Raw genomic sequence first — 25,639 nt, forward strand, 5'->3', positions numbered from 1 at the left:
GGAAGGCTATCGGCCACCACTGACAACGCCGGGGGGCGGGCGTGTTGGGCGCTGGGATGCCCGCGCCGGCGCCGTCCCCGGCGCCTCACTCCACGATCTGGCGGCCCTCCGGCTGCGCACTGCACGACGCGCGGAACGCGCAGTGCGCGCAGTGCTGGCCGGTGGCCGGGGTGAAGCGTTCGTCCAGCACGCGGCCGGCGGCGGAGGCGAGGAGGTCGCCGACCCACTCGCCCGCCAGTGGCTCCTGGGCCTGGACCTTGGGGAAGTCCTCCCCGCCCTCCTTCTTGGGCGCGGCCTGGCGCAGTTGGACGAGTTCGGCGCCGCCCGGCTCGGGGCGGCGGCCGTCGAAGACCTCGTCCAGGGCGCCCTCGCGGACCGCGAGCTGGTAGACCGCGAGCTGCGGGTGGTGGGCCACCTCGTCCTTGGTGGGCGCGGCTTTGCCGGTCTTGAAGTCGACGACGTACGCGCGGCCTTCCGCGTCCCGCTCGACGCGGTCCATGGAGCCCCTGATCCGTACTTCGTACGGACCCGCTTCGAGGGTGACGTCAAAGCCGTGCTCGGTGGCGGTGGCGGTACGGCCGCCCCGGTCCGTCACGTGCCAGCGCAGGAAGCGTTCGAGCGCCACGCGCGCGTGCTCTTTCTCCTGCGTGGACTTCCAGGGGGCGTCGAAGGCGAGTCCGTCCCACACGGAGTCCAGGCGCTCCATGAGGACGGCGAGGTCGGCGGGGGTACGGCCGGAGGCCACCTCGTCGGCCAGGACGTGCACGACGTTGCCGAAGCCCTGAGCGGCGGTGGCGGGGGCGTCCGCCTTCACCTCGCGGCCCAGGAACCACTGGAGGGCGCAGGTGTTCTCCAGCTGGTCGAGGGTGCTGCCGGAGAGCGCGACGGGGTGGTCCCTGTCGCGCAGCGGGACCGTGCTGCGGGTCGGCTCGTACAGCCCCCACCAGCTGTGCGGGTGCGCGGCGGGGACGAGGGCGTGGCCGTCCTCGTCGGTCAGCGCGGCGAGCCGGGCGAGGCGGCGGGCGGCGGCGTCGCGCAGGGCGGGGGTCGCCTCCGGGTCGACGGTGGTGGCGCGCAGTTCGGCGACGAGCGGGGCGACGGCGAGGGGGCGGCGGGGGCGGCCGGTGACGTCGCGGGGTTCGACGCCCAGTTCGGCGAGGAAGCGGGAGGGCTGGTCGCCGTCGTCGGCGGGCGCCTTGACGGCGGTGACGACGAGGCGTTCGCGGGCGCGGGTGGCGGCCACGTAGAACAGGCGGCGCTCCTCCGTAAGAAGGGCGCCGGGACTGAGTGGTTCGGCGAGTCCGTCGCGGCCGATCCTGTCGGCCTCCAGGAGGGAACCGCGGCGCCGCAGATCGGGCCAGAGGCCCTCCTGTACGCCCGCGACGACCACGAGCCGCCACTCCAGGCCCTTCGAGCGGTGCGCCGTCATGAGCCGTACGGCGTCGGGGCGTACGGCGCGGCGGCTGAGGGTGTCGGCGGCGATGTCCTGGGCGTCCAGCTCTTCGAGGAAGTTGAGCGCGCCCCGGCCGCCGGTGCGTTCCTCGGCGCGGGCGGCGGCGTCGAAGAGGGCGCAGACCGCGTCGAGGTCGCGGTCGGCGTTGCGGCCGGCCGCGCCGCCGCGCAGGGCGGCCCGCTCCAGCCGTCCCGGCCACGGGGTGCCGTCCCACAGCTCCCAGAGGGCCTCTTCGGCGGTGCCGCCGCCTTCGAGCAGCTCACGCGCCTTGCGCAGCAGCGCACCGAGGCGCTGCGCGCCCCTGGCGTACGCCGGGTCGTGCGCGACGAGCCGCTCGGGCTGCGCGAGCGCGAGGGCGAGCAGCGTGTCGGAGCCCGGCGGCAGCCGGTTCCCGGCGGCACGCTCCTCGTCCCGCAACGCCCGCCCGAGCCGCCGCAGATCGGCGGTGTCCATCCCACCGAGGGGCGAGGCGAGCAACGAGAGCGCGGTCTCCACCCCGAGCCACCCGGCGCCGTCCCCCTCCGGGGGACGGGAATCGCCGACGCTCCCCGCCTCGGGGCCCCCAGGTCCGTCCGGGCCGTCGCCCCCCGCACCTCCGAGCCCGTCCCGCACCCCGGACGGCCCGAGCCCACCCGACGCGTCCGCACCGACCGTGGCGGCACCGGCCGGCACATGTACCGCCACACCATCGCCGAACGGCACGATGCCGGGCCCACCCGTGGGCGGCACGGAGTCGGTCCCATCCACGGAGAGCCCCTGCCCCCCAGGGCCGGCGGCCCCGTCCTGCGCGCCCTCGCGGGACGCGGGCGCCTCGGTCGGCACCGCGACGGGCCGTGCCCGGCCAAGGTCGGCTGCCCCGCCCCGCGCACCCTCGGGGGACGCGGACGCCCCGGTCGACCCTGCGGGGTCTGCCTCAAGCACGGACCGCGCCCCCCCAAGGCCGGCCGCCCCGTCCTCTGTGCCCTCAGGGGACGGGGACGCCCCGCCCGCCCCCGCAACGACGGCCCGTGCCCGGCCGCGCGGGGCCGGTCCGCCCGCCCTGCCGGGCGGGGACGCCTCCGGGCGCCCGGGGGCGGGATCGTCCTCGGAGAGCGCCCGGCCGGAACCGGCCGCCTCGTCCCGCCCGTCCGCGCTGGCCGCCTCCGCCGACAGCCCAAAGCCCACTTCGTCCAAGGACGATGCCCGCCCACGGCCGGTCGCATCGCCCGGCGCCTCCGCGCCGACGACCGACGCCTCCGGTGACAGCCCGGCGGCCTCTTCGGCCTCGCTCCGTGTGTCCTTGCCGGGCGCCCCCGGCACCGGCAGCAGGGTCGGGGCCGGAGGGTGCGTCGCCGCCTCCGCGACCGCTCTCAGGGCCGTCAGGAGGGGGGACACCGCCGGTTCGTGGCGGAGGGGGACGTCGTCGCCGTCCACGTCCAGGGGGACGCCCGCCGAGGTCAGGGCGCGGCGGATCGAGGGGATCGTGCGACCGCCCGCGCGGACCAGGACCGCCATGTCCGACCAGGGGACGCCGTCCTCCAAGTGGGCGCGGCGCAGGATGTCCGCGACGTTCTCCAGTTCCGTGGAGGCCGTCGGGTACGTGTACGTCTCGACCCGGCCGCCCTCCCGGACCGCCGCCAGTTCGCGGTGCGCCCGGATCTTCTCCGCCGGGAGCCGGGGCAGCGGCATCCGGCGCGTCAGCAGCCGCGTCGCGGCCAGGAGCCCGTCGCCGGAGCGGCGGGACGTCGTCAGGACCTCCACCCGGGCCGGGCGGCCGTCCTGGCCGGGGAACGTGTACGGGAAATCCAGGATGCCGTTCACGTCCGCGCCGCGGAACGCGTAGATCGACTGGTCGGGGTCGCCGAAGGCGACCAGCGTGCGCCCCTGCCCCGCCAGCGCCTCCAACAGCCGCACCTGCGCCGGGTCCGTGTCCTGGTACTCGTCCACGAACACCACGTCGTACCGCCCCGCCAGCTGCTCCGCCACCTCGGGACGGGACGCCAGCAGCACGGCCCGGTGGACCAGTTCCGCGTAGTCGAGGACCCCCTGCATGTCCAGGACGTCCAGGTACTCGGCGAGGAAGGACGCCGCCGCCGACCAGTCAGGCCGGCCGGTACGGCGCGCGAACGCCGCCAGCGCGTCCGGGCCCAGGCCCAGTTCACGGCTGCGGGCCAGCACCGCCCGTACCTCGTCGGCGAAGCCGCGTGTGGTCAGGCAGGCCCGCAGCTCGTCCGGCCACCGGACGTGCGACCGCCCCTCCCGCTCCAGGTCGAGCTGACCCGCCAGCAGGTCCCGTACGGCCACGTCCTGCTCGGGCCCCGACAGCAGCCGCAGCGGTTCCGTGAACAGCTCGGCCTCCTGGTGGGCGCGGATCAGCGCGTAACAGAAGGAGTGGAACGTGGTCGCCTGCGGCCCGCGTGTGCCGCCGAGCCGTACCGCCGTACGGTCGCGCAGCTCCACCGCCGCCTTGCGGCTGAACGTGAGCACCAGCATCCGCTCCGGATCCGCGCCCCGCTCGACCCGCGCCGCCACCGACTCCACGAGCGTCGTCGTCTTGCCCGTTCCAGGACCCGCCAGCACCAGCAGCGGCCCGGCGCCGTGGTCAACCACCGCGCGCTGCGCCGCGTCCAGCACAGGGGGGTCCACCGGCGCGGGCGCGGTACGGACCAGTCGGTACGCGCCAGGAGTCCGCTGCCGTACCCGACGGTGCGGGGTACGCCCGGTGGAGGGGGAGGAGGAACTCACGTGGATCGCCGGTCCTGGAGAGGGTGCCGCTGGAGCTGGAGTCGGAGTTGGAGCTGGAGTCGGAGGTGAAGGTGGAGGTGGAGTCGGAAGTGGGGAGCGTACGGGAGCCGGGGAGAGTCGTGGCAGTACGGGGCAGGACGGGACGCCCGGACCGCGCCGACGCTACGCCGTCCCCGGCCGGGGACGCGGGCGCTCCGGTCCGTACCAGGGGCGGCGCGCGATACCGCCGTACGCCCGCCCCGGCGCAGCTCCGTACTCCGTCCGGTCCCCCGCGCCGCCGCCGGATCCCCCGCGGCGCGGCCGAATGGCGGAAGCTGTCATATATGAGCCCCGTCGCCGGCGTCCGCGTCAGCAGCCCCGCCGTCCCATCGGGCCCGTCTCATGTCGAGGCGCGGCAGATGGCCCTCGGCGCTGCGCGGGGCCTCGCGCAGCGGGGTGCCCTCGTCGCGGTAGTGGTCCATGGCCCGCAGTTCGTGGCCCGGCAGCAGCACCCCGTCCGCACGGACGACACGCCACCACGGCACAGCGCCGCCGTACAGCGCCAGCACCCGGCCGACCTGGCGCGGGCCGCCCTCGCCGAGCCATTCCGCGACATCGCCGTACGTCATCACCCGGCCGGCCGGGACCAGCTCGGCGACCTCCAGCACCCGCTCCGCGTACGCGGGCAGGTCTCCCGGCTCCGGTCCCTCCCCGGACACCCCCGTGTCCGGCTTGTCCCGCTCCTCGTGCCTCATCCGACCCATCCTGCCGCACCCCACCGACAACCCGCCCGCCCCCGTCACCCCCTCGCGCCCCAGCGCATTCGTTCGGTCACCGTGTGTGCATACACACGCAAAGGGACGTATCTCGCACACTCCACGCCCCCGCAATGCACCCTGATGCCCCCGTCTGTCGGCCGCTCGTGCCACCATCATGCGGGCGGTGACTGGTGATACGAGATCAAGAAGAGACGGACTCGGCGGAGGGGCAGGGCGTGCAGCCACCTGCGGCGGCGGACACTTCAGGGGCTGAGTCGCGCCCCGACGCGTCCACCGGGCCGCGGCCGGGACGGTCCTCCGACGACGGCCGCGCGAGGGCACACTCCGGGCCGGGTCCCGGCGCGCGCTCCGGATCCGGCGGAGGGTCCGGTACGGGGTCCGGTGGCAGGGCTGGTGGAGAGTCCGGTACGGGGTCAGGTCCAGGGTCAAGTGCGGGGTCGAGTACAGGGTCAGGTGCCGGCTCAGGGTCCCGGCCCGAGCCGTCCCACGAGCCCGTCACGCCCCGTCAGCCCGTCACGCCCGACGAACCCCCCGCTTCCCACGGATCACCGGCGCCGTCGAACCCCTCCGACCAGTCCGACCCGTCCGGCTTCCCCACGTCCCGCGGCGAGCACACCGGAGCCACCCGCTCGGACGCCAAAACGGACCCCGGCTCCGGCTCCGACACCGACGCCGACGCCGACGCCGACGAGGCCTGCGACGACACCTCCGGCGGCGCCACCCGCGTCGACCGCCTCTCCGGCGACGAACCGCTCCTCGCCGCCCGCGTGCACCGCCCCTCCGACCTGCTCCGCCTGCTGATCGGCCTGCTCGCCATCGGCCTGGTCATCGGCCTCTCCGCCTTCGCCCACGGCACCACCGCCGGCCTCGAACAGGACATCAGCAAGGGCACGGGCCAGGCCCCCGACCTCATGGTCAAACTGGCCGGCCTGGCGTCCTCCATCGCCGTCCTCCTCGTCCCGGTCGCCTTCGCCATCGAGCGGCTGATCAAACGCGACGGACTGCGCATCGCCGACGGCGTCCTCGCCGCCGTCCTCGCGCACGGCGTCACCCTCGCCACCGACCTCTGGGTCGCCCGGTCCGCGCCCGACTCCATCCAGGAGGCGCTGACCAGACCCCAGCTGGGCGCCGGGCTCACCGACCCCGTACACGGCTATCTCGCCCCCGTCATCGCCTACATGACGGCCGTCGGGATGGCCCGCAGACCCCGCTGGCGGGTCGTCCTGTGGGTGGTGCTGCTGCTCGACGCCTTCGCCATGCTGGTCGCCGGGTACACCACCCCGTTCTCGATCATCCTCACCGTCCTGATCGGCTGGACCGTCGCGTACGGCACGCTCTACACCGTCGGCTCGCCCAACGTCCGCCCCACCGGGCAGACGCTGATGGCGGGTCTGCGCCGGGTGGGTTTCCGCCCGATCAGCGCCATGCGAGCCGAGGACGTGCCCGACTCCGCCGAGCAGGGCGACCGGGGCCGCCGCTACTTCGTGCCCCTGGAGGACGGTCCCCCGCTCGACGTCACGGTCGTGGACCGCGAACAGCAGGCGCAGGGCTTCTTCTACCGCGTGTGGCGCCAGCTGACCCTGCGCTCCATCACCACCCGCAGATCCATCCCCTCCCTGCGCCAGGCCCTCGAACAGGAAGCCCTGCTCGCGTACGCGGCCATCGCCGCCGGCGCCAACGCCCCCAAGCTCATCGCCACCTCCGAGCTGGGCCCCGACGCCGTCATGCTCGTGTACGAGCACCTCGGCGGCCGGTCCTTGGACGCGCTCGCCGACGACGAGATCACCGACGAGCTGATGCGCAGCGCCTGGAGCCAGGTCAGCGCCCTCCAGTCGCGCCGCATCGCACACCGCAGGCTCACCGGCGACGCCCTGGTGGTGGATCGCTCCGGCAGGGTCGTCCTCACCGAGCTGCGCGGCGGCGAGATCGCGGCGGGCGACGTCGTCCTGCGGATGGACACCGCACAGCTGCTCACGACCATGGGGCTGCGGGTCGGCGCGGAGCGCTCCGTCGCGGCCGGGGTCGAGGTGCTGGGCCCCGACGCGATCGCGGACAGCCTGCCGCTGCTCCAGCCGATCGCCCTGAGCCGCTCCACACGCGCGACGCTGCGCAGGCTCGCGCGCGAGCGCTCGCAGCGCGAGCGGGACGCGGTGCTCAAGGCATCCGAGGCGAACAAACGCGCCCGGCTGGAGGAAACACACGCGGGACCCCACTCCGCCGACGACGCGGCACACGCGGGGCACACGGCCGAGGGCCCGGCCCGTGCGGCCGCCGCCGACGGCGAGGGTCCCCGGCGGGCCGTACGGAAGTCCCTGCGGGCCGAGAAGCAGGCGGAGAAGCGCGCCATAGACGACGCGCTCGACGAGGCGCGCGAGGAGGACCTGCTCTCCCAGATCCGCCAGCAGGTGCTGCTGATCAGGCCGCAGGCGCCGGTCGAGCCGGTACGCCTGGAACGGATCAAGCCCCGGACGCTGCTCAGCTTCATCGCCGGCGCGGTCGCCGCGTACTTCCTGCTCACGCAGATCACGCAGGTCGACTTCGGCACGGTCGTCGGCGAGGCGCACTGGGGCTGGGTGGCCGCCGCGGCGGCGTTCTCGGCGCTCAGTTACGTCGCCGCCTCGATGAGCCTGTTGGGCTTCGTACCGGAGCGGGTGTCGTTCAAACGGACCGTCGAGGCACAGGTCGCCGGGTCCTTCGTCAAGATCGTCGCCCCGGCGGCGGTCGGCGGGGTCGCGCTGAACACCCGCTTCCTGCAACGGTCGGGCGTCCGGCCGGGGCTCGCCGTGGCGAGTGTGGGCGCCTCGCAGCTCTTCGGGCTCGGCGCGCACATCGTGCTGCTGCTCTCGTTCGGTTATCTCACCGGTACGGAGAAGACAGCCTCGCTGACCCCGTCCAGGACGGTGATCGCGGGCCTGCTCACGGTCGCGGTGCTGGTGCTGGTCGTGACGGCGATCCCGTTCCTGCGGAAGTTCGTGGTGACCCGGCTGCGGTCGCTGTTCGCGGGGGTCGTGCCGCGCATGCTCGACGTGCTCCAGCAGCCGATGAAGCTGCTCACGGGCATCGGCGGGATGCTGCTGCTGACCGGCACGTTCGTGATGTGCCTGGACGCGTCGATCCGGGCGTTCGACAACGGCAACCAGCAGCTCAGTTACGCGAGCATCGCCGTCGTCTTCCTGGCCGGCAACGCGCTGGGCTCGGCGGCGCCGACGCCCGGCGGTGTCGGCGCCGTGGAGGGCGCGCTGACGCTGGGTCTGCTGGCGGTCGGCCTGCCCAAGGAGGTCGCGGCACCGGCGGTGCTGCTGTTCCGCCTGATGACGCTGTGGCTGCCGGTGCTGCCGGGCTGGGTGTCGTTCAACCACCTGACGCGCAAGGGAGCGCTCTAGGCAGTGTCCGCGCCCGCCCGGCCGCTCGGCGTTCGGAGTGGGGTGGGGGCGGTCAGTTCACGGTCTTCAGGAAGGCCGTCAGGCTGTCCAGGAGCATCGTGGTGCCCTGCTCGGCCATGTCGCGCTGTTCGGCGGTGTCGCACGTCTGGGTCACCGTGATGTGGGTCCCGGCGGCGCTCTCCTCGGCGAGTTCGACGGTCATGAGCGTCTGCTCGTCCTTCCCGGGCACGTCCATGCCGGTGACCAGACGCCGGTTCACCTCGACCTCGGCGTACGAGCCGGTCAGCGGGAACTGGCCGCCGTCCGGGGTCACCACCGTCGACTTCCACGTCCCGCCCGGCCGCACGTCCATCTCCACGGACCCGGGGGCGGCGTAGGACCACTGCGCGTAGGCCTCCGCGGTGGTCCAGGCGCTCCACACCGCCGGCACGGGCGCCTCCAGGACGCGCTCCAGCGTGTAGGAGAAACCGTCGGCGGTCGTCTGTTCCTTGGTCATCTCAGGCTCCATGTCTCGCTCTTGTGAGGTGGTATCGGTGCAGACCGGGACGGGCGCCGAAACTCATCGGTCCGGTGTACGCCCCGGCCGCCACCCGCCCGGCCCGCCACCCGCCCGGCCGCCACCCGCTTGGCCCGTGGCCCCGGGCGCCCCGGCGGGACCCGGCGCAGGATGGATCCATGCCGACCCCCTCCGCCCGGCGCACCGCGCCGCTCGCCGCTGTCACCGCCGCCGCCCTCCTGGCCGTCACCGGATGCTCCGACAGCGGGGGGTCCGCCGGCGCGGGCCCCGTCAGCGGGGACGGCGGCGACCGGAACAGGCCCAAGGGCCTCGCCTCCCAGCGGCTGGACTGGACGGCGTGCAAGGCGCCCACGGCCGCGCAGGGCGGCGGTACGGCCCCCTCGCCGCTCCCCGGGGGCGTGCGGTGGCAGTGCGCGTCCATGGACGTGCCACTCGACTACGCGAAGCCGGACGGCGACACCATCGCGCTGGCCCTGATCCGCGCCGAGGCCCGCGACAGGAGCAAGCGGATCGGCTCGCTCGTCTTCAACTTCGGCGGCCCCGGCGGCTCCGGGATCACCGCCCTGCCGTCCTTCGCGCCGGACTACGAGACCCTGCGCGGCCGGTACGACCTGGTCAGCTTCGACCCGCGCGGGGTGGGCCGCAGCGACGGCGTGGAGTGCGAGAGCGACAAGCAGCTCGACACGTTCTACGCGCAGGACGCCACCCCCGACACCACGGCGGAGGAGAAGACCTTCACCAAGAACCTCACGGCCTACGCCTCCGCCTGCGAGAAGAACTCGGGCCAGGCACTCCCCCACGTGGGTACGACCAACGCCGCGCGGGACATGGAGATGATGCGCCAGGTCCTCGGCGACAAGAAGCTGAACTACTTCGGGATCTCGTACGGCACCGAACTGGGCGGCGTGTACGCCCACCAGTTCCCGAAGTCCGTCGGCAGGACGGTCTTCGACGCGGTGGTCGATCCGAGCCAGGACTCCGAACAGGGCTCGCTGGGCCAGGCGCGGGGCTTCCAGCTCGCACTGGACAACTTCGCCAAGGACTGTGTGTCGCGGGGCAGCGCCTGCAAGCTGCCGGGAACCACCCCGAAGGAGATCGAGGCGTTCATCACCGGGCTGCTCGGGCAGCTCGACAAGAAGCCCATCGCCGGGATCGGCCCCAGGAAGCTGACCCAGACCGAGGCCACCAACGGCATCGCACAGACCCTCTACTCGCAGGAGTTCTGGCCCCTGCTGGAGCAGGGGCTCGACGAGGCGGACGCGGGCAGCGGCGCCCTGCTGCTGGCCCTGTCCGACTCGATGAACGGCCGCGACCAGCAAGGCCGGTACAGCAATCTCCAGGCGGCGAACGCGGCGATCAACTGCGTCGACTCGAAGGACCGTTACACCCTGGAGCAGACCAAGGCGAGGCTCCCGGAGTTCCGGAAGGCGTCGCCCGTCTTCGGGGACTTCCTCGGCTGGGGCATGATGTCCTGCTCGCGCTGGCCGGTGCCGGGGCAGTGGCCCCACCCGGACGTCAGCGCGCCGGGCGCCGCGCCGATCCTGGTCATCGGCAACACCGGCGACCCCGCCACCCCGTACGCGGGGGCCAGGGCGATGGTCGACGCGCTCGGCAAGGGCGTCGGCGTGGAGATCACGTACAAGGGGCAGGGCCACGGCGCGTACAACAGCGGCAACGCCTGCGTCCAGAAGGCGGTGAACGGCTTCCTGCTGAACGGGAAGGTGCCGGCGGCGGGCACGGTCTGTTCCTAGGAGGCGGCCGGGTACGACGGTGGGGCGGGCCGCGTCCGGGCCCGCCCCACCGTCGTACAGCCGACGTCCTGGTCCTACGAGACGGCCTAGTAGACCGGCTTCTCCGGCTCGATCGTGTTGACCCAGCCGATGACCCCGCCGCCCACGTGCACCGCGTCCGAGAAGCCCGCCGCCTTGAGCACGGCCAGCACCTCGGCGCTGCGGACACCCGTCTTGCAGTGCAGGACGATCTTCTTGTCCTGCGGCAGGCCCGCCAGGGCCGTCCCCATGAGGAACTCGTTCTTCGGGATCAGCTTGGCGCCGGGGATCGAGACGATCTCGTACTCGTTCGGCTCCCGTACGTCGATGACCTCGATGTTCTCGCCGTCGTCCATCCACTCCTTGAGCTGCTTGGGAGTGATGGTCGAGCCGGCCGCCGCCTCCTGGGCCTCCTCGGACACGACGCCGCAGAAGGCCTCGTAGTCGATCAGCTCGGTGACGGTCGGGTTCTCGCCGCAGACCGCGCAGTCCGGGTCCTTGCGGACCTTGACCTGGCGGTACTGCATCTCCAGGGCGTCGTAGATCATCAGCCGCCCCACGAGCGACTCGCCGACGCCCGTGAGCACCTTGATCGCCTCGGTCACCTGGATGGACCCGATGGACGCGCAGAGCACGCCCAGCACGCCGCCCTCGGCGCAGGAGGGGACCATGCCGGGGGGCGGGGGCTCCGGGTAGAGGCAGCGGTAGCACGGGCCGTGCTCGGACCAGAAGACGCTCGCCTGGCCGTCGAAGCGGTAGATCGAACCCCACACGTACGGCTTGTTCAGCAGCACGCAGGCGTCGTTGACGAGATAGCGGGTGGCGAAGTTGTCCGTGCCGTCCACGATCAGGTCGTACTGCGAGAAGATCTCCATCACGTTCTCGGCTTCGAGCCGCTCTTCGTGGAGGACGACCTTCACATAGGGGTTGATCCCGAGGACGGAGTCACGGGCGGACTGCGCCTTGGACCGGCCGATGTCGGCCTGGCTATGGATGATCTGGCGCTGGAGGTTCGACTCGTCGACCTCGTCGAACTCCACGATGCCGAGCGTGCCGACACCGGCCGCCGCCAGGTACATCAGGGCCGGCGAGCCGAGGCCACCGGCCCCCACACACAGCACCTTCGCGTTCTTCAGCCGCTTCTGCCCGTCCATCCCGACGTCCGGGATGATCAGATGACGGGAGTACCTGCGGACCTCGTCGACGGTGAGCTCGGCAGCGGGCTCGACCAGGGGGGGCAGCGACACAGGGACCTCAACATGGGGTTGGTCGGTCATTCAATAAGGAATCTTCCCTTTAACACTGCCACGGCCCGGCTCATTCCGAGATACCTGGTCCGACTCGCGAGACGATTTCGTCCCAGTAGCCGGGCAACGTCGCAAAGGGGTTGTTCTCTCCCGTCCTGTCACCCCGGTCGGTGAAGAAGACCGTGCCCGCGCCCTGCCAGCGGGCGACGCGCATCGCCTCGTCGAGATGGGTGCGCGGGACGCCGTGGACGAGATGGACGAACCGCTCCGGCGGGTGGTCGGCGGTCCACTCGGCCGCCTGTGACCAGCGGTACCGGTCCCAGGGGCCGGAGAACGTGACCAGTTGGTCCGCGATCTCGGCGTACCCGGGGTGCGGGTGGGTCCCGTGGGCCAGGACGATGTGCCCGCCGCCGGACCCACCGTAGACCGACCCACCGCCGGCCGACCCGCCGTCGACCGACCCGCCGTCACCGAACCCCCCGGGGCCGCTCTCCAGCACCACCTCCAGCGTGGCCGTCGTCAGCCGTACGTCGGTCAGGTCCGACCCGTTCGACGGACACCGGTCCAGGTAGAAGCCCCCGACCCGGTACCAGTCGGTGTAGTCCTGTGCCTCGGCGATGATCTCGCCGAACGACCGCTCCCCGTACGCCAGGTCGAGATGACCGAGCACCCGCACGCCCGCGTCGCCGAGGCGGCCCGCGGCCTCCAGGCAGTGCGGGTCGGGGCGGGAGCCCGGGCCGTCCGCGACGTTGAGGACGGCCCAGTGCAGGGGGGTGCCCGGGCGGGCCAGCCCGGCCCACTCGGCGGGGGCGAGCAGCGGGTGCGCGTATCCGGGGACACCGAGGCCGAGGCGGTCCGCCCCGGTGGCGGAGAGGCGGCCGCCGGTGGTGGTCAGATACGGCACGCCGCCTCCATCCAGATGTCCGCGAGGGACTCCTCCAGATTGATCCGGGGACGCCAGCCGAGCCGGTCGCGGGCGGTGCGCACGTCCGCCTGCTGCCAGTTGCCGCAGCCGTCGGGGTACGGGGAGGGCCCGATGCCCAGGTGTTCCACGAGCGGTTCACCGCGCTGCGCGCCGAGGGCGGCGTGACCGGTGCGGACCGGGCCGCCGGGCGCGTCCAGTTCGTGCAGGGCGCCCGCGTAACCCGCGACCCTGGCCAGGACGGCGGCGGCGTCGCGCAGCTTCACGGCGCGGCCGGTGCCGATGTTGACGACGCCCTGCGCGGCGGAGAGGGAGGCGGCGTGGACCGCGCGCGCCACGTCCCGTACGTCCACGAAGTCCCGCTGCACGCCGAGGCCGGCGAGTTTCAGCTCGCCGTCGCCGGACTGCATGGCGCGGCGCATGGCCTCCGCGAGGCGGCCGAGCGGGGAGCCCGCGGGGGTGCCGGGGCCGACGGGCGAGAAGACCCGCAGGACGACGGCGTCGAGGCCGGAGCCGAGGACGAGTTCGGACGCGGCGAGCTTGCTCACGCCGTACGGGCCGCCCGGCCGGGCCACGGCGTCCTCGGCGGTCGACGAGCCCTGGGGGGAGGGCCCGTACTCGGACGCGCAGCCGAGCTGGACGAGGCGCGCGCCGCAGCCGCTGCGGCGTAGCGCCTCGCAGACGGTGGCGATGGCGACGGTGTTGTGGCGGACCAGTTCGCGGGCGCCGCCGCGGGTGGCGCCGGCGCAGTTGATGACCACCCCGGGGTGGACGGCGTCCAGGAAGCGGGTGAGCGCGCCGGGGCTGCCGCCGGCGAGGTCGAACCGTACGTCGGCGTCGTCGCCCCGGCCGAGTGCGGTGAGATGCACGGCGGGGTCGGCGAGCAGCCGGTCGGCCACGAAGCGGCCGAGGAAACCGTTGGCACCGAGCAGCAGGACCCTCATCGCGCGACCGCCCCTCTGTGCCGACGGGGGCGACGAACCGGCGCGGGCGCCGGAGCTGGGGCTGGAGAGTGCGGGGTCATGTGGGTCGTCTCCTTAGGGGGCGTACGGGGGTGGTGCTCGTAGGGGCGTGCGGGAGTGGTGCGGTCATGGGGCGTACCGGGGTGGTACGGGGGTGGCTCCTCAGGTGTGGGCCGGGGCCCGGGTGAGTACGGGGGCGGCGTGGGCGGGCGGCCCCGGCGCGGCGCCGCCGCAGGCGAGGGCGGGCACGGCGCCCGGGCCCCACGCCTGGGCGAGATCGGCGACCGGTACGGCGAGCTGGTCGGCGCCGGGGAGGCGGCCCGCGAGCACGGACGCGCGGGCCAGGGCCTCGACGGCGCAGGCGGTGACCAGGCCGGTGGCGGCGGGGCCGGGGAAGCCGTGGACGGTGAGCAGCCGGGCGAGGAGCAGGAGCGTGCCGACGGCTACGGCGTGCGCGGGCGCGCCCCGGTCGCCGGGGGTGTCCTCGACCGCCGGACGGGCTTGATTTTCCCGCCCCCGCGCCCGCGACGGAGCGCGATCAGCGCGGCCGGGACGAGCACCGTCAAGCGTGCCCGGCCGGGCACCATCAAGCCCGGCCAGGACCACGACGTACAGGCGGCCTACGCGCGTGAGCAGCAGGGGGCGTACGCGGGCGGTGAAGTCGGCGAGGCCCTGGCCGTGGTGGAGTCCGCGCAGCGCCCGTACGGAGAAGGGGTGGGCGCACCGGGCGGCGAGCGGGCCGAGGGGCGCGGGCCAGGGGACGGAGAGGCCTGCGCCGGGGAGGAGGACCAGGAGGGTCCAGCCGCCGCGTCCGGTGCGCCCCGCCCGCTCTGCGCGGGCGTCGGCGGTGCGCGCCGGGCGCGCGGTCCCGCGCGGGGCGCGGGCGTACAGCTCCTCGGCGAGCGAGAAAACGTCACGGTGCCGGAACCGCGCGGCGGGCTGCCGTACGGCCCTGCCGGTTCCGCCGGTGACGAGCGGCGTGAAGACGACGGCCGCGGGCCCGGCGGCCGGGGCGAGGGGGCCCGCCGTCATGGCGGGCGGGGCTATGCGCGCCTCGCCGGCCGGTACGGAGCCCGTCAGAGGGGCCGTCGACAGGGGAGCCGTCGGCCGGGGGCTCCGCGGGCTGGAGGCCGTCGCGCGGGAGGCCGTCGGCGGGGGCGTGTGGCGGTGCGCGGGCGGGGTCGCGTGGGCGGGGGTGAAGGGCGTGCGCGCCGGGGCGGAGGGCGTGCGGGGGGCGTGGTCAGACATGGCGGCCTCCGGCTCCCGCGCGGGCGCCGACCGGTTCGCAGGACGTGGCCCGGCGCCCGGGGACGAAGTGCGCGGCGAACCGGCGGCGGTCACGGTGTCCGTACGTACGGCCGTCGTCCGCCGGGCCCCAGAGCGGCGCGGTGCGCACGCGGCGGGCTTGGGGCGGCGGTGGGATCCAGTCGCTCGCCGCCTGCCGGGCGCCGCGGCTCAGCGCGTAGGGGTCGAACTCGTGCCGCGCGAGCCCGCGCACGAGCCGGTCGCACCACAGCCCGGACTCACCCGTCGCATACGGACAGCCACCGTCCGTGAGCAGTCCGATCCGCACGAGGACACCCCCGATCTCCCTTGTGAGCGGCCGCCGTTGATCGGCGACTCGCAGCGGGACGACCGTAAGCGGACATGGCGGTGGCGCGACGGACGGTTGTCCGTCGCACCACCAGAAGGGGTGAATCCACGTAACTTTCCCGCACCGGTGGCGTTCCGTCGCGCTACGGTGCGCTTACGTCACGCACCGTCAGGCTGCGGCCACGTCCTTGCGGAGCCCGGTGCGGGCCGCCCTGCGCTCGGCGGCGACCGCGGGATCGAGCGCGGGTACGGCGGCGAGCAGTTGGCGGGTGTACGGGTCGGAAGGCGCCCCGTACACCTCGTCGACCGTGCCCTGTTCGACGATCCGGCCCGCCCGCATGACCGCGACCCGGTCGCTGACGTGCCGGACGACGGCGAGGTCGTGGGCGATGAAGACCAGCGCGAGGCCCAGCTCCCGCTGGAGTTCGGCGAGCAGGGCGGTGACCTGGGCCTGGGTCGTCACGTCGAGCGCGGAGACGGGCTCGTCACAGACGATCAGCCGGGGTTCGGCGGCGAGGGCCCGGGCGATGCCGACGCGTTGGCGCTGACCGCCGCTGAACTCGTGCGGGTAGCGGTCGTACCGGTCGGGGTCGAGCCCGACGCGCTCCAGCAACTCCCGTACGCGCGCGACGGTCCGCGCCTGGTCGAGCACGCCGGCGGCCCGCAGCGGGTCGGCGACGGATTCGCCGATGGACCTGCGCGGATTGAGCGAGGAGACGGGGTCCTGGAAGACCATCTGGAGTTCGCGCCGGTAGGGGCGCAGCTCCTTCTCGGACAGGGTGCCGATGTCGGTGTCGCGGTAGCGGAGTTGTCCGGCAGTGGGGTCGAGGAGGCGGACGAGCATGCGGCCCAGGGTGGTTTTGCCGCTGCCGCTCTCGCCTACGATGCCGAGGGTTTCGCCGGGGCGGACGGTGAGGCTGACGCCGTCCACGGCGGTGACGGTCGTGCGGCCGCGCTTGAACTCCCGGCGGAGGTCGACGGCCTCCAGGAGGACGGTGTCGCTGTCGTGCGCGGCCACGCGCTGGGCGGTTCCGTCCTCAATCGCCGGACGGGCTGGAATTGGCCCGGTGCGGGCTCTCGTCAGAGCTGAGTCCACCCTCGGGACCGCCGCCAGCAGCGCCCGCGTGTACGCCTCCCTCGGGGCGCCCAGGACCTCCGTCACCGTGCCTGTCTCGACCTGGCGGCCGTGGCGCATCACCAACACCTCGTCCACGCTCTCCGCCGCCACCCCCACGTCGTGCGTCACCAGCAGCAGGCCCATGCCCGTCTCGCGGCGCAGGTCGTGCAGCAGGTCCAGGATCTGGGCCTGGACGGTGACGTCCAGGGCCGTTGTCGGCTCGTCCGCGATGAGGAGCCGGGGTTCGCACGCCAACGCCATCGCGATGAGCGCGCGTTGCCGCATCCCGCCGCTGAACTCGTGCGGCCGGGACCGGGACCGCCGTGCCGCGTCCGGGATGCCGACCCGGTCGAGCACCTCGACGGCCCGCGCCCGCGCCGCCTTGCGCGAGGCGTCCGTGTGCACGCGGTAGACCTCGGCGATCTGGTCGCCGACCGCGTAGTACGGGTCCAGGGACGACAGCGGGTCCTGGAAGACCATCGCCGCCACCGCCCCGCGCAGCGCCCGCAGTTCGCGGTCGGAGGCCGTGGTCACGTCCGTACCGTCGACCAGGACCGTGCCGCCGACCTCCGCGCCGGTCCCCCGGTGCAGGCCGAGCAGCGCGGCGGCCACGGTGCTCTTGCCGCTGCCGGACTCCCCGACCAGGCCGATCGCCCGGCCCGCGTCGAGCGAGAAGGACAAGCCGTCCACGGCCCGTACCGACTCCTCCCCCGTCGTGAAATCGACGGTGAGTCCTTGCACCACCACCAGTCGCTCGCTCACTGGAGCACCACCCTCCGGTCGGCCACGGCGTACAGCAGATCGGCGAGCACGTTCGCCAGGACAACGGCGGTCCCGATCACCAGGACCACCCCGACCACCACCGGCAGGTCGATCACCTTCACGGCGTCGATCAGCGTCTTGCCGATGCCGGGAATGCCGAAGAGCGATTCGGTGAGCACCGCGCCGCCGAGGACCGTACCGACATCGAGCGCGTTGAGCGCGATGACCGGCGGGACGGCGCCCCGCAGCGCGTGCTTCCCGACGACCGCCCGCTCCCCCACGCCGTACGCGCGGAAGGTGCGGATGTGGTCCTCGGCGAGCGTCTCCAGAGTCGAACTGCGCGTCAGCCGCGCGTACTTGGCGCTCTCGAAGAGACCGAGGGTGAACCACGGCAGGAGCATGTTCCACGCCCACTGCTCGGGGTCCTCGGTGAGCGGCACGTACGACGGGAACGGCAGCCACTGGAGGTACGCGCAGACCACCATCAGGATCAGCAGCCCGAGGATGAAGACGGGGGTGCTGGTGCCCGCGAGGGTGAACAGGGTCAGGACCCGCTCGGTGACGCCCCCGCGCCGCAGCGCGGAGAGCAGCCCGGTGCCGACCCCGATGACCAGCCACACCACCATCGCGCCGAACGCGAGGGAGGCGGTCGCGGGGAGCCGCTGGACGATCAGCTGGGTGACCTGCTGGTCGGTCTGGTACGAGAAGCCGAGGCAGGGGGCGTCGCAGTGCAGCGTGGCCGTACCGGTCGAGTAGTCCCGGCCGGCGAAGACGCCCTGGATGAAGTGGGCGTACTGCAACCACACCGGGTCGGTCAGTTTGAGCTGTTCCCTGACCTGCGCGACCTGCTGCGGCGAGCAGCGCTCCCCGCAGGCGAGCCGGGCCGGGTCGCCCGGGGCCACGTAGAAGAGCGCGTAGATCACGACGGACAGGACGAGCAGGACGAGCAGCGCGCCGCCGAGCCGTTTGAGCAGGTAGCGCGTCATGAGGCCGTTCCCTCGGGCGTCTCGCGTGCGGTACGGGGGGTACGGGCCGCGCCCTTGCGCGAGCGGCCGATCCGCAGCCGGCTGGCCTCGCGCGGGTCGAGCGCGGTGCGGACCGCGTCGCCGAGCACGGTGAAGGCGAGGACGGTCACGAACAGCACCCCGGAGGGCAGCAGCACGTACATGGGGTCGGCGCGGAACCACGTCTGCGCGCCCGACAGCATCTGTCCCCAGGACGGTGTCGGCGGTGTGACGCCGACACCGAGGAAGGACAGCGAGGCCTCGGTCACGATGTTCGAGGGCAGCAGGATCGACGCGTACGTGATGACGGGCGCGGCGAGCGACGGCAGCAGTTCGCGCCGGGCCACCCGCAGCTTGCCGGAGCCGCCGAGGCGGGCCGCGGCGACGAAGTCGAGTTCTTTGAGGCTGAGGGTCTGGGCCCGCACGATCCGCGACGTACCGCCCCAGTTGAGCAGGCCGATGATCAGGATCAGCAGCAGCGAGCGGGGGAACTCGGAGGGGACCACGGCCGTCAGGGCGATGCCCATGACCAGGAACGGCAGCGCGACCATCACGTCGGTGACGCGGCTGAGGAAGGTGTCGAGGAAGCGGTTGCCGAGGCCTGCCGCGAGGCCGACGGCCACCCCGATGGCGAGCTGGACCACGGTGGCGCCGAGGGCGACGAGCAGGGAGACGCGGGCGCCGTACAGCATCCGTACGAACAGGTCGCGCCCGGTGCCGGGTTCGACACCGAGCCAGTGGTCGGCGCTCACCCCGCCGAAGGAGCCGGTCGGCACCCCGCCGCGCGCGGAGTCGATCAGGCTGTCGTGGTACGTGTTGGCGTCCTGGCCCTCCAGCGCGGCGAGCAGCGGCGCGGCGAGCGCCAGGACCACCAGCAGGACGAGGACGACGGCCGCGACGACCGCCGAGGGGCGGGAGCGCAGCCGTCGCCACACCTGGCGCCCGCCCGAGGCGGCGACGGGAGTCGCCGCCTCGGACGTCAGGAGATCAGCGGCAGTCACTTGACGGAGACCTGCGAGATGTCGAGGACACCGGTCCAGTCACTGATGACGACGTTCTTGACGTCCTTGCCGACCAACCGCTTGTACACGGGGTGGAAGAGGGGGACGTCGAGCGCCTGCTCGCCGATCTTCTTGTCGAGGGCGCCCCAGCGCTTCGCGGCGGCGGCCGGGTCGGTCAGCTTGTTGATCTCGTCGATCTCCTTGTTGACCGCGGGGTCGTTCAGCTGCGCGTGGTTGAAGTTGCCCGCGCCGTCCTTGACGATCTGGCGGCCGTCGAAGATCGGGGCGAGGAAGGGACCGCCGGACGGCCAGTCGGCTCCCCAGCGGGAGAGGAAGAAGCCGGGCTCCTTGGAGACGGTCTTGCGGGCCTCGCCGAAGGCATTGTTCTCCAGGCCTTCGAGCTTGACGGTGATGCCGGCCTTCTTGAGCGCCTCCTGGACGGCGGTGGCGACCTCGGGGCTCGTCTCGCGGTTCTGCTCGGTGGAGTGCGTGAGGGTGATGGTCAGCCCCTTCGGGTAACCGGCCTCCTTCAGCACCTCCTTGGCCTTGACCGGGTCACCGGTCTTCCCCGCCGGGAACGGGTCGTACGGCGTGTAGCCGAAGGCCGGCTGGTTGGGCAGGAAGGTCGTCGCGGGCTCGGCGAGCGCGGAGCCGCCTGCCGCGTTGACGACGCTGGTGCGGTTGATCGCGTACGAGATGGCCTGGCGCACCTTGGGGTTGTCGAACGGCTTCACCTTCGGGTTGAAGGCGAGGTAGTTGGTGTACCCGAAGTGACCGGTGCCGACACGCGAGGCGAGGTTCTTGTCGCTGCCGACCTGGGCCAGCTCGGCCGGTCCGAGGTTGGTGTCCGTGGTGATCGCGGCGGCGTCGGCGCCCGTGCTGGTGGACAGGCGCTGGTTGATGACGGCCGCGTCGAGGCCCGCCTTCACGTCGATCCTGTCCGGGTAGGCGTGCCGCTCGTCGTCGGTCGCCTCCGACCAGTTCGGGTTGCGCTCCAGGACGAGGTGCTCGCCGTCGCCCTCGTTCTTGACGACCTTGTACGGGCCGGAGGAGACGGGCTTCTCCTCGTACTTCGTCCCGGTGTCCTTGGCCTTCGGCACCGGCGCGAACTGCGTGGCGGTGGCGAGGAACGGGAAGTCGCCCTCGGGCTTGTCCAGCTTGAAGACGATGGTCTTCGCGTCGGGCGTCTCGATCGAGGCGAGGCCCTTCTTGTCCTTGTACGGGCCCTCGTACGTGGACCCGCCGATGAGCCAGTCGCGCAGGTACGGGGCGCCGCCGGACAGTTCGGCCGCGAAGGAGCGCTCGATGCCGTACTTGATGTCGGCGCTGGTGATCGGGGAGCCGTCCTCGAACTTCAGCCCGTCCTTGAGGGTGTACGTCCACTCGGTGGCGTCCGCGTTGGGCCGGCCGGTGTCGGTGGCGAGGTCGGGGACGACCTTGTTGCCCTCGGCGCCGTTCTCCCGGTTGCGGGTGGTGAGCGTACGGAAGACGAGCGAGGGGACGTTGCCGCCGCCGGACGTGTAGAGGCGCGCCGGGTCGAAGTCGGTCTGCGGCTCGTTGTTGAGCACCGAGAGCGTCCCGCCCTTCTGCGGCTTGCCGGAGGCCGAGGCCGCGCCGCCGTCGCCCTTGGCATCGTTGTCCTCGGGACCGCAGGCGGCGGCGCCCGCGGCCATGGCCAGGGTGACGGCTGCCACTGCCACGCGGCGGGAAATGACGGACGGTTGACGCATGGGAAGAAGCCTCTCGGTGTGCTGCACAGGCAGGGGGGTTGGGGTGGTGCCAGGAGATCGGACGGCGGGGATCGCCCTCCGGCCGGAGGCAGGCAGCAGTGACCGAGGTGGGGAGAGTGAACCGGCTGGCCGCGCCTGCGTACGGACGGAGTACGCCCAGTGCGGTGAACGACGGCGGGAAGGCCGGCGCGCGCGAGGGCAGGCGTCAGCGACAGAGAATGTCCGCCACGCACAGCGCGGTCACGCCGATGAGCGCGAGCTCAATGGCGGCATGACCAGAAGTGGCGGTGCGGCGGGGAGACATGCCGAGAAATATGAACGACCCCGCGTCCGGATGTCAATGTGATTTGAGACGGCTGTCTCACCCACTGATCTCGATGCCTGCTCAACGTGTCGGATACACCCAGGGGTTCGGCTTGCACCTGATCCCCTCCACGTTCAGGGACTTGGTCTGTTGCTGCATGACGGGCGCGAGGGTCCCCGGCGTGCGGCAGCTCACATGGCTGTGCCCGAGCCGGTGCCCCACCTCGTGGTTGATGAGCATCTGCCGGTACGCGAACATCGCCCGGTCGCCGTACGTCTCCGAACCCCGCGCCCAGCGGAACGCGTTGATCATGACGCGGTCGGTGGAGGCCGAGTCGCAGGACACGTTGTCGACGGTGGTGTCGAGGCCGGACTTGGCGCACCAGACCGCGGTGGTCCCCGGGCTGGCCAGGGTGATCACGAAGTCGGGATCGCCCTGGGAGATCCGCTCGAAGGTCATGGCGCCGTTGTGCGCCCAGCTCCGGTCGTCGTTGAGCGTCTTCTGCACGGCCTCGGCGAACAGCGCCGAGTCCAGGCCGAGTCCCTTCTCCACGTCGACCCGGTAGCGGAACTTCTGGCCCTTGCCAGGACCCTTGTCGAGGCCCCGTACGGCACTGAAGTCGCCGGACGCCTTGAGCTTCGGGTCGAGGGGGAACTGCTGGGTCATCAGCTGCGCGTACGTGAGGGGCGCCACGACCCGCTTCGGCGCCGCCTCCCCGGCCGGGGTGGGCCGGCCCTCCGAGCGGGAGGTGAGGTCGTCCGCGGTGCCCCGGTCCGTACCGCCGGACGCCTTGGCGCTCACCTCGCGGGTGCCGCCGTCGGCGACCTGTCCGGCCACGACGACGGCGAGGACGGTGGTCACCGCCGCGGCCGCGATGCCGGTGAGGGCGCGGCCCTTTCCGCCCCGGGCGGTGTGCTGCGCCGCGTCGGCCGCAGGGGCGGGCGGGCCGTCGAGGTCGCAGGGCGCGGGGCCGAAGCCGGGCGCCGTGCCCGGTCCCGAGACCGTACGGAGCGAGCCGGTGGTGTCGAACGCGTCGAAGCCGTCGAACGCGTCGACGAACTCCCGCCGGGGGCCCGGGACCCGCGACGCCGTCCCGGCGCCGGAGCGCGTACGGCCCGTGGGCATCTCGACGCCCGGCCGGTCGCCGTACCGCTGCGGGGAGCCCCAACCGCCGCCGGGCTCACGCTGTTCGGGATGCCCGCCGCGCACCCGTGGTCCGCCGGGCGCGGCGGTGGCGTCCGGCGCGCCCCGGTGCTGCTCGGGCCCGGCGGCGCCGCCGGAGCGCGGCCTGCCGCCCTCCGAGCCGTCGGGTCCGGCGGCCGGGGGGTCGGCGGCCGGTGCGCCGGGCACCTGGCCGCCTCTGTTCCGCGAGCCCTGCGGAACGGAGCCTTTGCGACTGTGTCGTCCCACGCCCCGGTCAGCTCCTGTGATGGTCGTCGATGAGGTCCCGGCAGGCCTGCGCGACCTGCTCGGGGTACTCCATCATGGCAACATGCCCGGCCTCGGGGAGCGTCAGGAGCCGTGAATCACGGAACGCGGCCGACGCCTTGCGGGCCATACGGTACGAAACGAGCTGATCCCGGCCCCCGTACACGAGCAGGGTCGGCGCCAGGACCCGTTCGGCCTGCCGCCACAGACCGTGTTGACCACCGAGGGTGTACTCGTTCACGATACTGCGCGCCGAGCGGGCCATCACGTCCCAGAAATAGGGCAGTTCGAGCCTGCGCTCCATCTCCTTGACCGCGTTGGCCAGTTCCTCGTCGGTGACGAGCGACGGGTCGCCGTAACAGAGGGCCAGCAGTCCCCGGGTGCGCTCCTCCGCCGTCCAGCCCCGGGTCAGCCGCCCGAAGAGCGCCGTCATGCCGGGGAGGGCCACCAGCGCGGTGGGGACGGCGCTGCGCTGGATCCGCAGCTCGGGCAGCGCCGGTGAGATCAGCGTGAGCGTCCGGACGAGATCGGGGCGGGCAGCGGCCACACGGGTCGCGATCGCGCCGCCGAGGGAGTTGCCGAAGAGGTGCACGGGCCCGCGCCGGCCCGCGTCCAGCAGCCGGACCACCGCGCGGGCCTGGCCGGTGATCGAGTAGTTGCCGTCGTCCGGCGGCGGCGAGTCCCCGAAGCCGGGCAGGTCGACGGCCTCGCCGTCCACCACGCCCTCCAGGAGCGGCATCAGCGCGGACCAGTTCTCCGACGAGCCGCCGAGTCCGTGGACGTAGAGCGCGGGCGGTGCTCCGGTGTGCGTCGCGGGCCGGGACCGTACGGTCAGGGTGAGCCCGGGAAGCACCACCGGGCGCAGCCGCTCCCCCTGCCTGATCCGTACGGCGCTGACCCGTGGAGCCACGGCGGCGGCAAGGGATTCCGGCAGCTCGGTCGAAGACATGCGGGCAATGTTACGAGACGATCACGCGCGGATTCGTGTGTTCGCCGTCACAGTCCCCCATGGCGCCGCGCGGCCCCTGCTCCTACTCTCGGAGGAAGGGGCCTTCGCGCCCCCGTCCCTTTCCTACGCGGAGAGAAAGGGCAGTGATGACGGCCGACCCCACGGACCGGGACGAGACCGGCGAGACCGACGAGATCGGCACCGAGACGCCGGAGGACGACGCCGCGGAACAGCGCGCGGACGTGCGCCCCGACGAGGACGAGGCCTCTGACGGGCCGCTCGGCGCCGACCCGGCGGAGGCCGACGAGGGTGACGCCGCGGAACAGGCGAGGGCGGTGACCCTCGACGAGGACGAATACCGCTGAGCCGTCCGGTCCGTGAAATTGTGCTTCCGCACCACACGCCGCCCCGTTGCCCAAAAGTACGATGGCGGCGCGGCGCACCGCGCGCACAGAACGAATTTTTGGGAGGCGGCGTGACAGCCATAGAGCAGACCGAGGCGGCACGCCCGCGAGGCACCCGTCTGCCGCGCCGCGCGCGACGCAACCAGCTGCTGGGCGCGGCACAGGAGGTATTCGTCGCGCAGGGCTACCACTCGGCGGCGATGGACGACATCGCGGAGCGCGCGGGCGTCAGCAAGCCCGTCCTCTACCAGCACTTCCCCGGCAAGCTGGAGCTGTACCTGGCCCTGCTGGACCAGCACTGCGAGTCACTGCTCCAGGCGGTCCGTACGGCGCTGGCGTCGACCACGGACAACAAGCTCCGGGTCGAGGCGACGATGGACGCCTACTTCGCGTACGTGGAGGACGAGGGCGGCGCGTTCCGCCTGGTCTTCGAGTCGGACCTGACCAACGAGCCCGAGGTGCGCAAGCGGGTCGACCTGGTCGCCCTCCAGTGCGCCGAGGCGATCTCGGACGTGATCGCCGAGGACACCGGGCTGTCCAAGGAGGAGTCCATGCTGCTGGCCGTGGGCCTGGGCGGGGTCTCCCAGGTGGTGGCCCGCTACTGGCTCTCCAGCGAGTCCGCGATCCCGCGCGAGCAGGCGGTCCAGCTCCTCACCTCCCTGGCCTGGCGCGGCATCGCCGGCTTCCCGCTGCACGGCAGCGAGCAGCACTGACCCGGGGCGTCCCCGCGGCGGGCGTCCCGTGTTCGCTGCGGGCGTGCCCGTCCGGCGCCTTTCCGATGGTCTCTCCGGGCTAATGTGTGCTGCGTACAGCGCGGCTCGCCGCGCAACGCACTGACCGTTCGGAGGGACATAGCGGTGGAGGTCAAGATCGGCGTGCAGCACACGCCCCGCGAGATCGTTCTGGAGAGCGGGCAGTCCGCCGAGGAGGTCGAGCGCGCCGTGGCCGACGCGCTCGCCGGCAAGGCGCAGCTGCTCAGCCTCACGGACGACAAGGGGCGGAAGGTCCTCGTACCGGCCGAGCGGATCGCTTACGTGGAGATCGGTGAGCCGGCGACACGACGCGTCGGATTCGGCGCGCTCTAGCCTTCGGCAGGAGTGACGGGAAGGCCCGGCGGGGTTCCGCCGGGCCTTCGCGCTGCGAGGGTTGTGTTCGGCTCACCGCGGGTAGTGACGGGTCAGCGGTTTCGCATGATCGTAAGACCCACTCCCGGCGTCGTGAGGTGAACAGCAGTGGTCTCGGAAGCTCTTGTCTCGGTCCTGCTCGGACTCGGTCTTTCGTGGGCCGCGGCCCACCTCCTGCCGCACCGGCTTCCGGCCCGCCGCACGGTGTTCCTCGCGGGCACCCTGGGCACCGTCTTCGGCGCCTACCTGACCCACATGGCCCTGGGCCCGGGCCACGCCCTGCCGACCCTGGCGGGCGCGGCGACGGTGGGAGCGGTGGTGGTCTCCCTGCTGCTGCGCCCGGCACGACGGCGCTACCGGGAAGCCATGCCGTCCTGAGGCAGCCATTTCACGCCCGTCGGGGCCTCTCAAACCTGTCGGGGCCCTCTCAAGCCCGTCCGGCGATTGAGGACACCGCGGCCGCAGGCTGCACCGCACCCCCGGCCCGC

Annotated in this window: 20 protein-coding genes and 1 pseudogene; 6 read left to right on the forward strand and 15 right to left on the reverse strand. The window is 73.1% G+C overall.

Going from position 1 to position 25,639, the window contains the following annotated elements; all coding sequences use genetic code 11:
* Nucleotides 1-85: 85 nt before the first annotated feature.
* Complete coding sequence (locus OG349_RS11990; protein WP_327234590.1) at nucleotides 86-4,177, reverse strand: UvrD-helicase domain-containing protein; 4,092 nt, start codon at nucleotides 4,175-4,177, stop codon at nucleotides 86-88.
* A 317-nt stretch (nucleotides 4,178-4,494) separates the two neighbouring features.
* Nucleotides 4,495-4,911 (reverse strand): MGMT family protein, encoded by a 417-nt coding sequence (locus OG349_RS11995; RefSeq protein WP_327234591.1) that lies wholly within the window; start codon nucleotides 4,909-4,911, stop codon nucleotides 4,495-4,497.
* 791 nt (nucleotides 4,912-5,702) lie between these two features.
* On the opposite strand from OG349_RS11995, the gene OG349_RS12000 reads away from it, so the two are divergent.
* Nucleotides 5,703-8,318 carry a lysylphosphatidylglycerol synthase transmembrane domain-containing protein gene (locus OG349_RS12000; protein WP_327234592.1) on the forward strand — a complete coding sequence of 872 codons (2,616 nt, stop codon included), beginning with the start codon at nucleotides 5,703-5,705 and terminating at the stop codon, nucleotides 8,316-8,318.
* Nucleotides 8,319-8,370: 52 nt separating this feature from the next.
* Here the strand turns inward: OG349_RS12000 and OG349_RS12005 are convergent, their stop codons facing one another.
* Nucleotides 8,371-8,814: an SRPBCC family protein gene (locus tag OG349_RS12005; protein ID WP_327234593.1), complete on the reverse strand. Its 444-nt coding sequence runs from the start codon at nucleotides 8,812-8,814 to the stop codon at nucleotides 8,371-8,373.
* Between the two features lie 179 nt (nucleotides 8,815-8,993).
* Between OG349_RS12005 and OG349_RS12010 the strand changes: the two genes are divergently transcribed.
* Entirely contained in the window at nucleotides 8,994-10,586 is a 1,593-nt protein-coding gene (locus OG349_RS12010) for an alpha/beta hydrolase (RefSeq protein WP_327234594.1), read from the forward strand.
* A gap of 86 nt (nucleotides 10,587-10,672) precedes the next feature.
* On the opposite strand, the gene moeZ is transcribed toward OG349_RS12010, so the two are convergent.
* The 12 genes and pseudogenes from moeZ to OG349_RS12070 form a co-directional block, all read right to left on the reverse strand.
* The gene (gene moeZ / locus OG349_RS12015) at nucleotides 10,673-11,851 is read right to left on the reverse strand and encodes an adenylyltransferase/sulfurtransferase MoeZ (protein WP_327234595.1); all 1,179 of its coding nucleotides are present in this window, start codon (nucleotides 11,849-11,851) and stop codon (nucleotides 10,673-10,675) included.
* A 70-nt stretch (nucleotides 11,852-11,921) separates the two neighbouring features.
* Nucleotides 11,922-12,755 carry a spherulation-specific family 4 protein gene (locus OG349_RS12020; RefSeq protein WP_327234596.1) on the reverse strand — a complete coding sequence of 278 codons (834 nt, stop codon included), beginning with the start codon at nucleotides 12,753-12,755 and terminating at the stop codon, nucleotides 11,922-11,924.
* Nucleotides 12,743-13,717, reverse strand: a complete 975-nt coding sequence (locus OG349_RS12025) for an NAD-dependent epimerase/dehydratase family protein (protein WP_327234597.1) — start codon at nucleotides 13,715-13,717, stop codon at nucleotides 12,743-12,745. The genes OG349_RS12020 and OG349_RS12025 overlap by 13 nt, the downstream gene beginning before the upstream one ends.
* Before the next feature lie 180 nt (nucleotides 13,718-13,897).
* A complete protein-coding gene (locus OG349_RS12030) occupies nucleotides 13,898-14,983 on the reverse strand; it encodes a hypothetical protein (RefSeq protein ID WP_327234598.1) in 1,086 nt (361 codons plus the stop codon).
* Nucleotides 14,984-15,047: 64 nt separating this feature from the next.
* Nucleotides 15,048-15,308: pseudogene (locus OG349_RS12035) on the reverse strand (DUF3492 domain-containing protein); the annotation flags it as partial.
* A gap of 189 nt (nucleotides 15,309-15,497) precedes the next feature.
* A complete protein-coding gene (locus tag OG349_RS12040; protein WP_327234599.1) occupies nucleotides 15,498-17,207 on the reverse strand; it encodes an ABC transporter ATP-binding protein in 1,710 nt (569 codons plus the stop codon).
* Nucleotides 17,204-18,193 carry an ABC transporter permease gene (locus OG349_RS12045; RefSeq protein ID WP_327234600.1) on the reverse strand — a complete coding sequence of 330 codons (990 nt, stop codon included), beginning with the start codon at nucleotides 18,191-18,193 and terminating at the stop codon, nucleotides 17,204-17,206. The genes OG349_RS12040 and OG349_RS12045 overlap by 4 nt, the downstream gene beginning before the upstream one ends.
* A complete protein-coding gene (locus tag OG349_RS12050) occupies nucleotides 18,190-19,212 on the reverse strand; it encodes an ABC transporter permease (protein WP_442806239.1) in 1,023 nt (340 codons plus the stop codon). The genes OG349_RS12045 and OG349_RS12050 overlap by 4 nt, the downstream gene beginning before the upstream one ends.
* Nucleotides 19,209-20,942, reverse strand: coding sequence for an ABC transporter substrate-binding protein (locus tag OG349_RS12055; RefSeq protein ID WP_327234601.1), 1,734 nt, complete (start codon nucleotides 20,940-20,942; stop codon nucleotides 19,209-19,211). The genes OG349_RS12050 and OG349_RS12055 overlap by 4 nt, the downstream gene beginning before the upstream one ends.
* A gap of 205 nt (nucleotides 20,943-21,147) precedes the next feature.
* Complete coding sequence (locus OG349_RS12060) at nucleotides 21,148-21,246, reverse strand: Ms4533A family Cys-rich leader peptide (RefSeq protein WP_327234602.1); 99 nt, start codon at nucleotides 21,244-21,246, stop codon at nucleotides 21,148-21,150.
* An 81-nt stretch (nucleotides 21,247-21,327) separates the two neighbouring features.
* Nucleotides 21,328-22,656 carry a DUF3152 domain-containing protein gene (locus OG349_RS12065; RefSeq protein WP_327234603.1) on the reverse strand — a complete coding sequence of 443 codons (1,329 nt, stop codon included), beginning with the start codon at nucleotides 22,654-22,656 and terminating at the stop codon, nucleotides 21,328-21,330.
* A gap of 7 nt (nucleotides 22,657-22,663) precedes the next feature.
* The gene (locus OG349_RS12070) at nucleotides 22,664-23,623 is read right to left on the reverse strand and encodes an alpha/beta fold hydrolase (RefSeq protein ID WP_327234604.1); all 960 of its coding nucleotides are present in this window, start codon (nucleotides 23,621-23,623) and stop codon (nucleotides 22,664-22,666) included.
* 146 nt (nucleotides 23,624-23,769) lie between these two features.
* Here OG349_RS12070 and OG349_RS12075 point away from each other — a divergent pair, with 146 nt between their 5' ends.
* From OG349_RS12075 to OG349_RS12090, 4 genes are all read left to right on the forward strand, one after another.
* Nucleotides 23,770-23,988 carry a hypothetical protein gene (locus tag OG349_RS12075; RefSeq protein ID WP_327234605.1) on the forward strand — a complete coding sequence of 73 codons (219 nt, stop codon included), beginning with the start codon at nucleotides 23,770-23,772 and terminating at the stop codon, nucleotides 23,986-23,988.
* Nucleotides 23,989-24,098: 110 nt separating this feature from the next.
* Nucleotides 24,099-24,740, forward strand: a complete 642-nt coding sequence (locus OG349_RS12080) for a TetR/AcrR family transcriptional regulator (RefSeq protein WP_161307077.1) — start codon at nucleotides 24,099-24,101, stop codon at nucleotides 24,738-24,740.
* Between the two features lie 144 nt (nucleotides 24,741-24,884).
* Nucleotides 24,885-25,112: a DUF3107 domain-containing protein gene (locus OG349_RS12085; protein WP_161307078.1), complete on the forward strand. Its 228-nt coding sequence runs from the start codon at nucleotides 24,885-24,887 to the stop codon at nucleotides 25,110-25,112.
* A 147-nt stretch (nucleotides 25,113-25,259) separates the two neighbouring features.
* A complete protein-coding gene (locus OG349_RS12090; RefSeq protein WP_327234606.1) occupies nucleotides 25,260-25,529 on the forward strand; it encodes a hypothetical protein in 270 nt (89 codons plus the stop codon).
* Nucleotides 25,530-25,639 lie beyond the last annotated feature (110 nt).

The sequence above is a fragment of the Streptomyces sp. NBC_01317 genome (assembly GCF_035961655.1).
Classification (GTDB): Bacteria; Actinomycetota; Actinomycetes; order Streptomycetales; family Streptomycetaceae; genus Streptomyces.

Bases quoted from the DNA above. Each gene is read 5' to 3' on its own strand.
- OG349_RS12005 (WP_327234593.1), bottom strand. From the start codon at position 8,814: ATGACCAAGGAACAGACGACCGCCGACGGTTTCTCCTACACGCTGGAG.
- OG349_RS12025 (WP_327234597.1), bottom strand. From the start codon at position 13,717: ATGAGGGTCCTGCTGCTCGGTGCCAACGGTTTCCTCGGCCGCTTCGTG.
- OG349_RS12075 (WP_327234605.1), top strand. From the start codon at position 23,770: ATGACGGCCGACCCCACGGACCGGGACGAGACCGGCGAGACCGACGAG.
- OG349_RS12045 (WP_327234600.1), bottom strand. From the start codon at position 18,193: ATGACGCGCTACCTGCTCAAACGGCTCGGCGGCGCGCTGCTCGTCCTG.
- OG349_RS12060 (WP_327234602.1), bottom strand. From the start codon at position 21,246: ATGTCTCCCCGCCGCACCGCCACTTCTGGTCATGCCGCCATTGAGCTC.
- OG349_RS12055 (WP_327234601.1), bottom strand. From the start codon at position 20,942: ATGCGTCAACCGTCCGTCATTTCCCGCCGCGTGGCAGTGGCAGCCGTC.
- OG349_RS12010 (WP_327234594.1), top strand. From the start codon at position 8,994: ATGCCGACCCCCTCCGCCCGGCGCACCGCGCCGCTCGCCGCTGTCACC.
- OG349_RS12070 (WP_327234604.1), bottom strand. From the start codon at position 23,623: ATGTCTTCGACCGAGCTGCCGGAATCCCTTGCCGCCGCCGTGGCTCCA.
- OG349_RS11995 (WP_327234591.1), bottom strand. From the start codon at position 4,911: ATGAGGCACGAGGAGCGGGACAAGCCGGACACGGGGGTGTCCGGGGAG.
- OG349_RS12030 (WP_327234598.1), bottom strand. From the start codon at position 14,983: ATGTCTGACCACGCCCCCCGCACGCCCTCCGCCCCGGCGCGCACGCCC.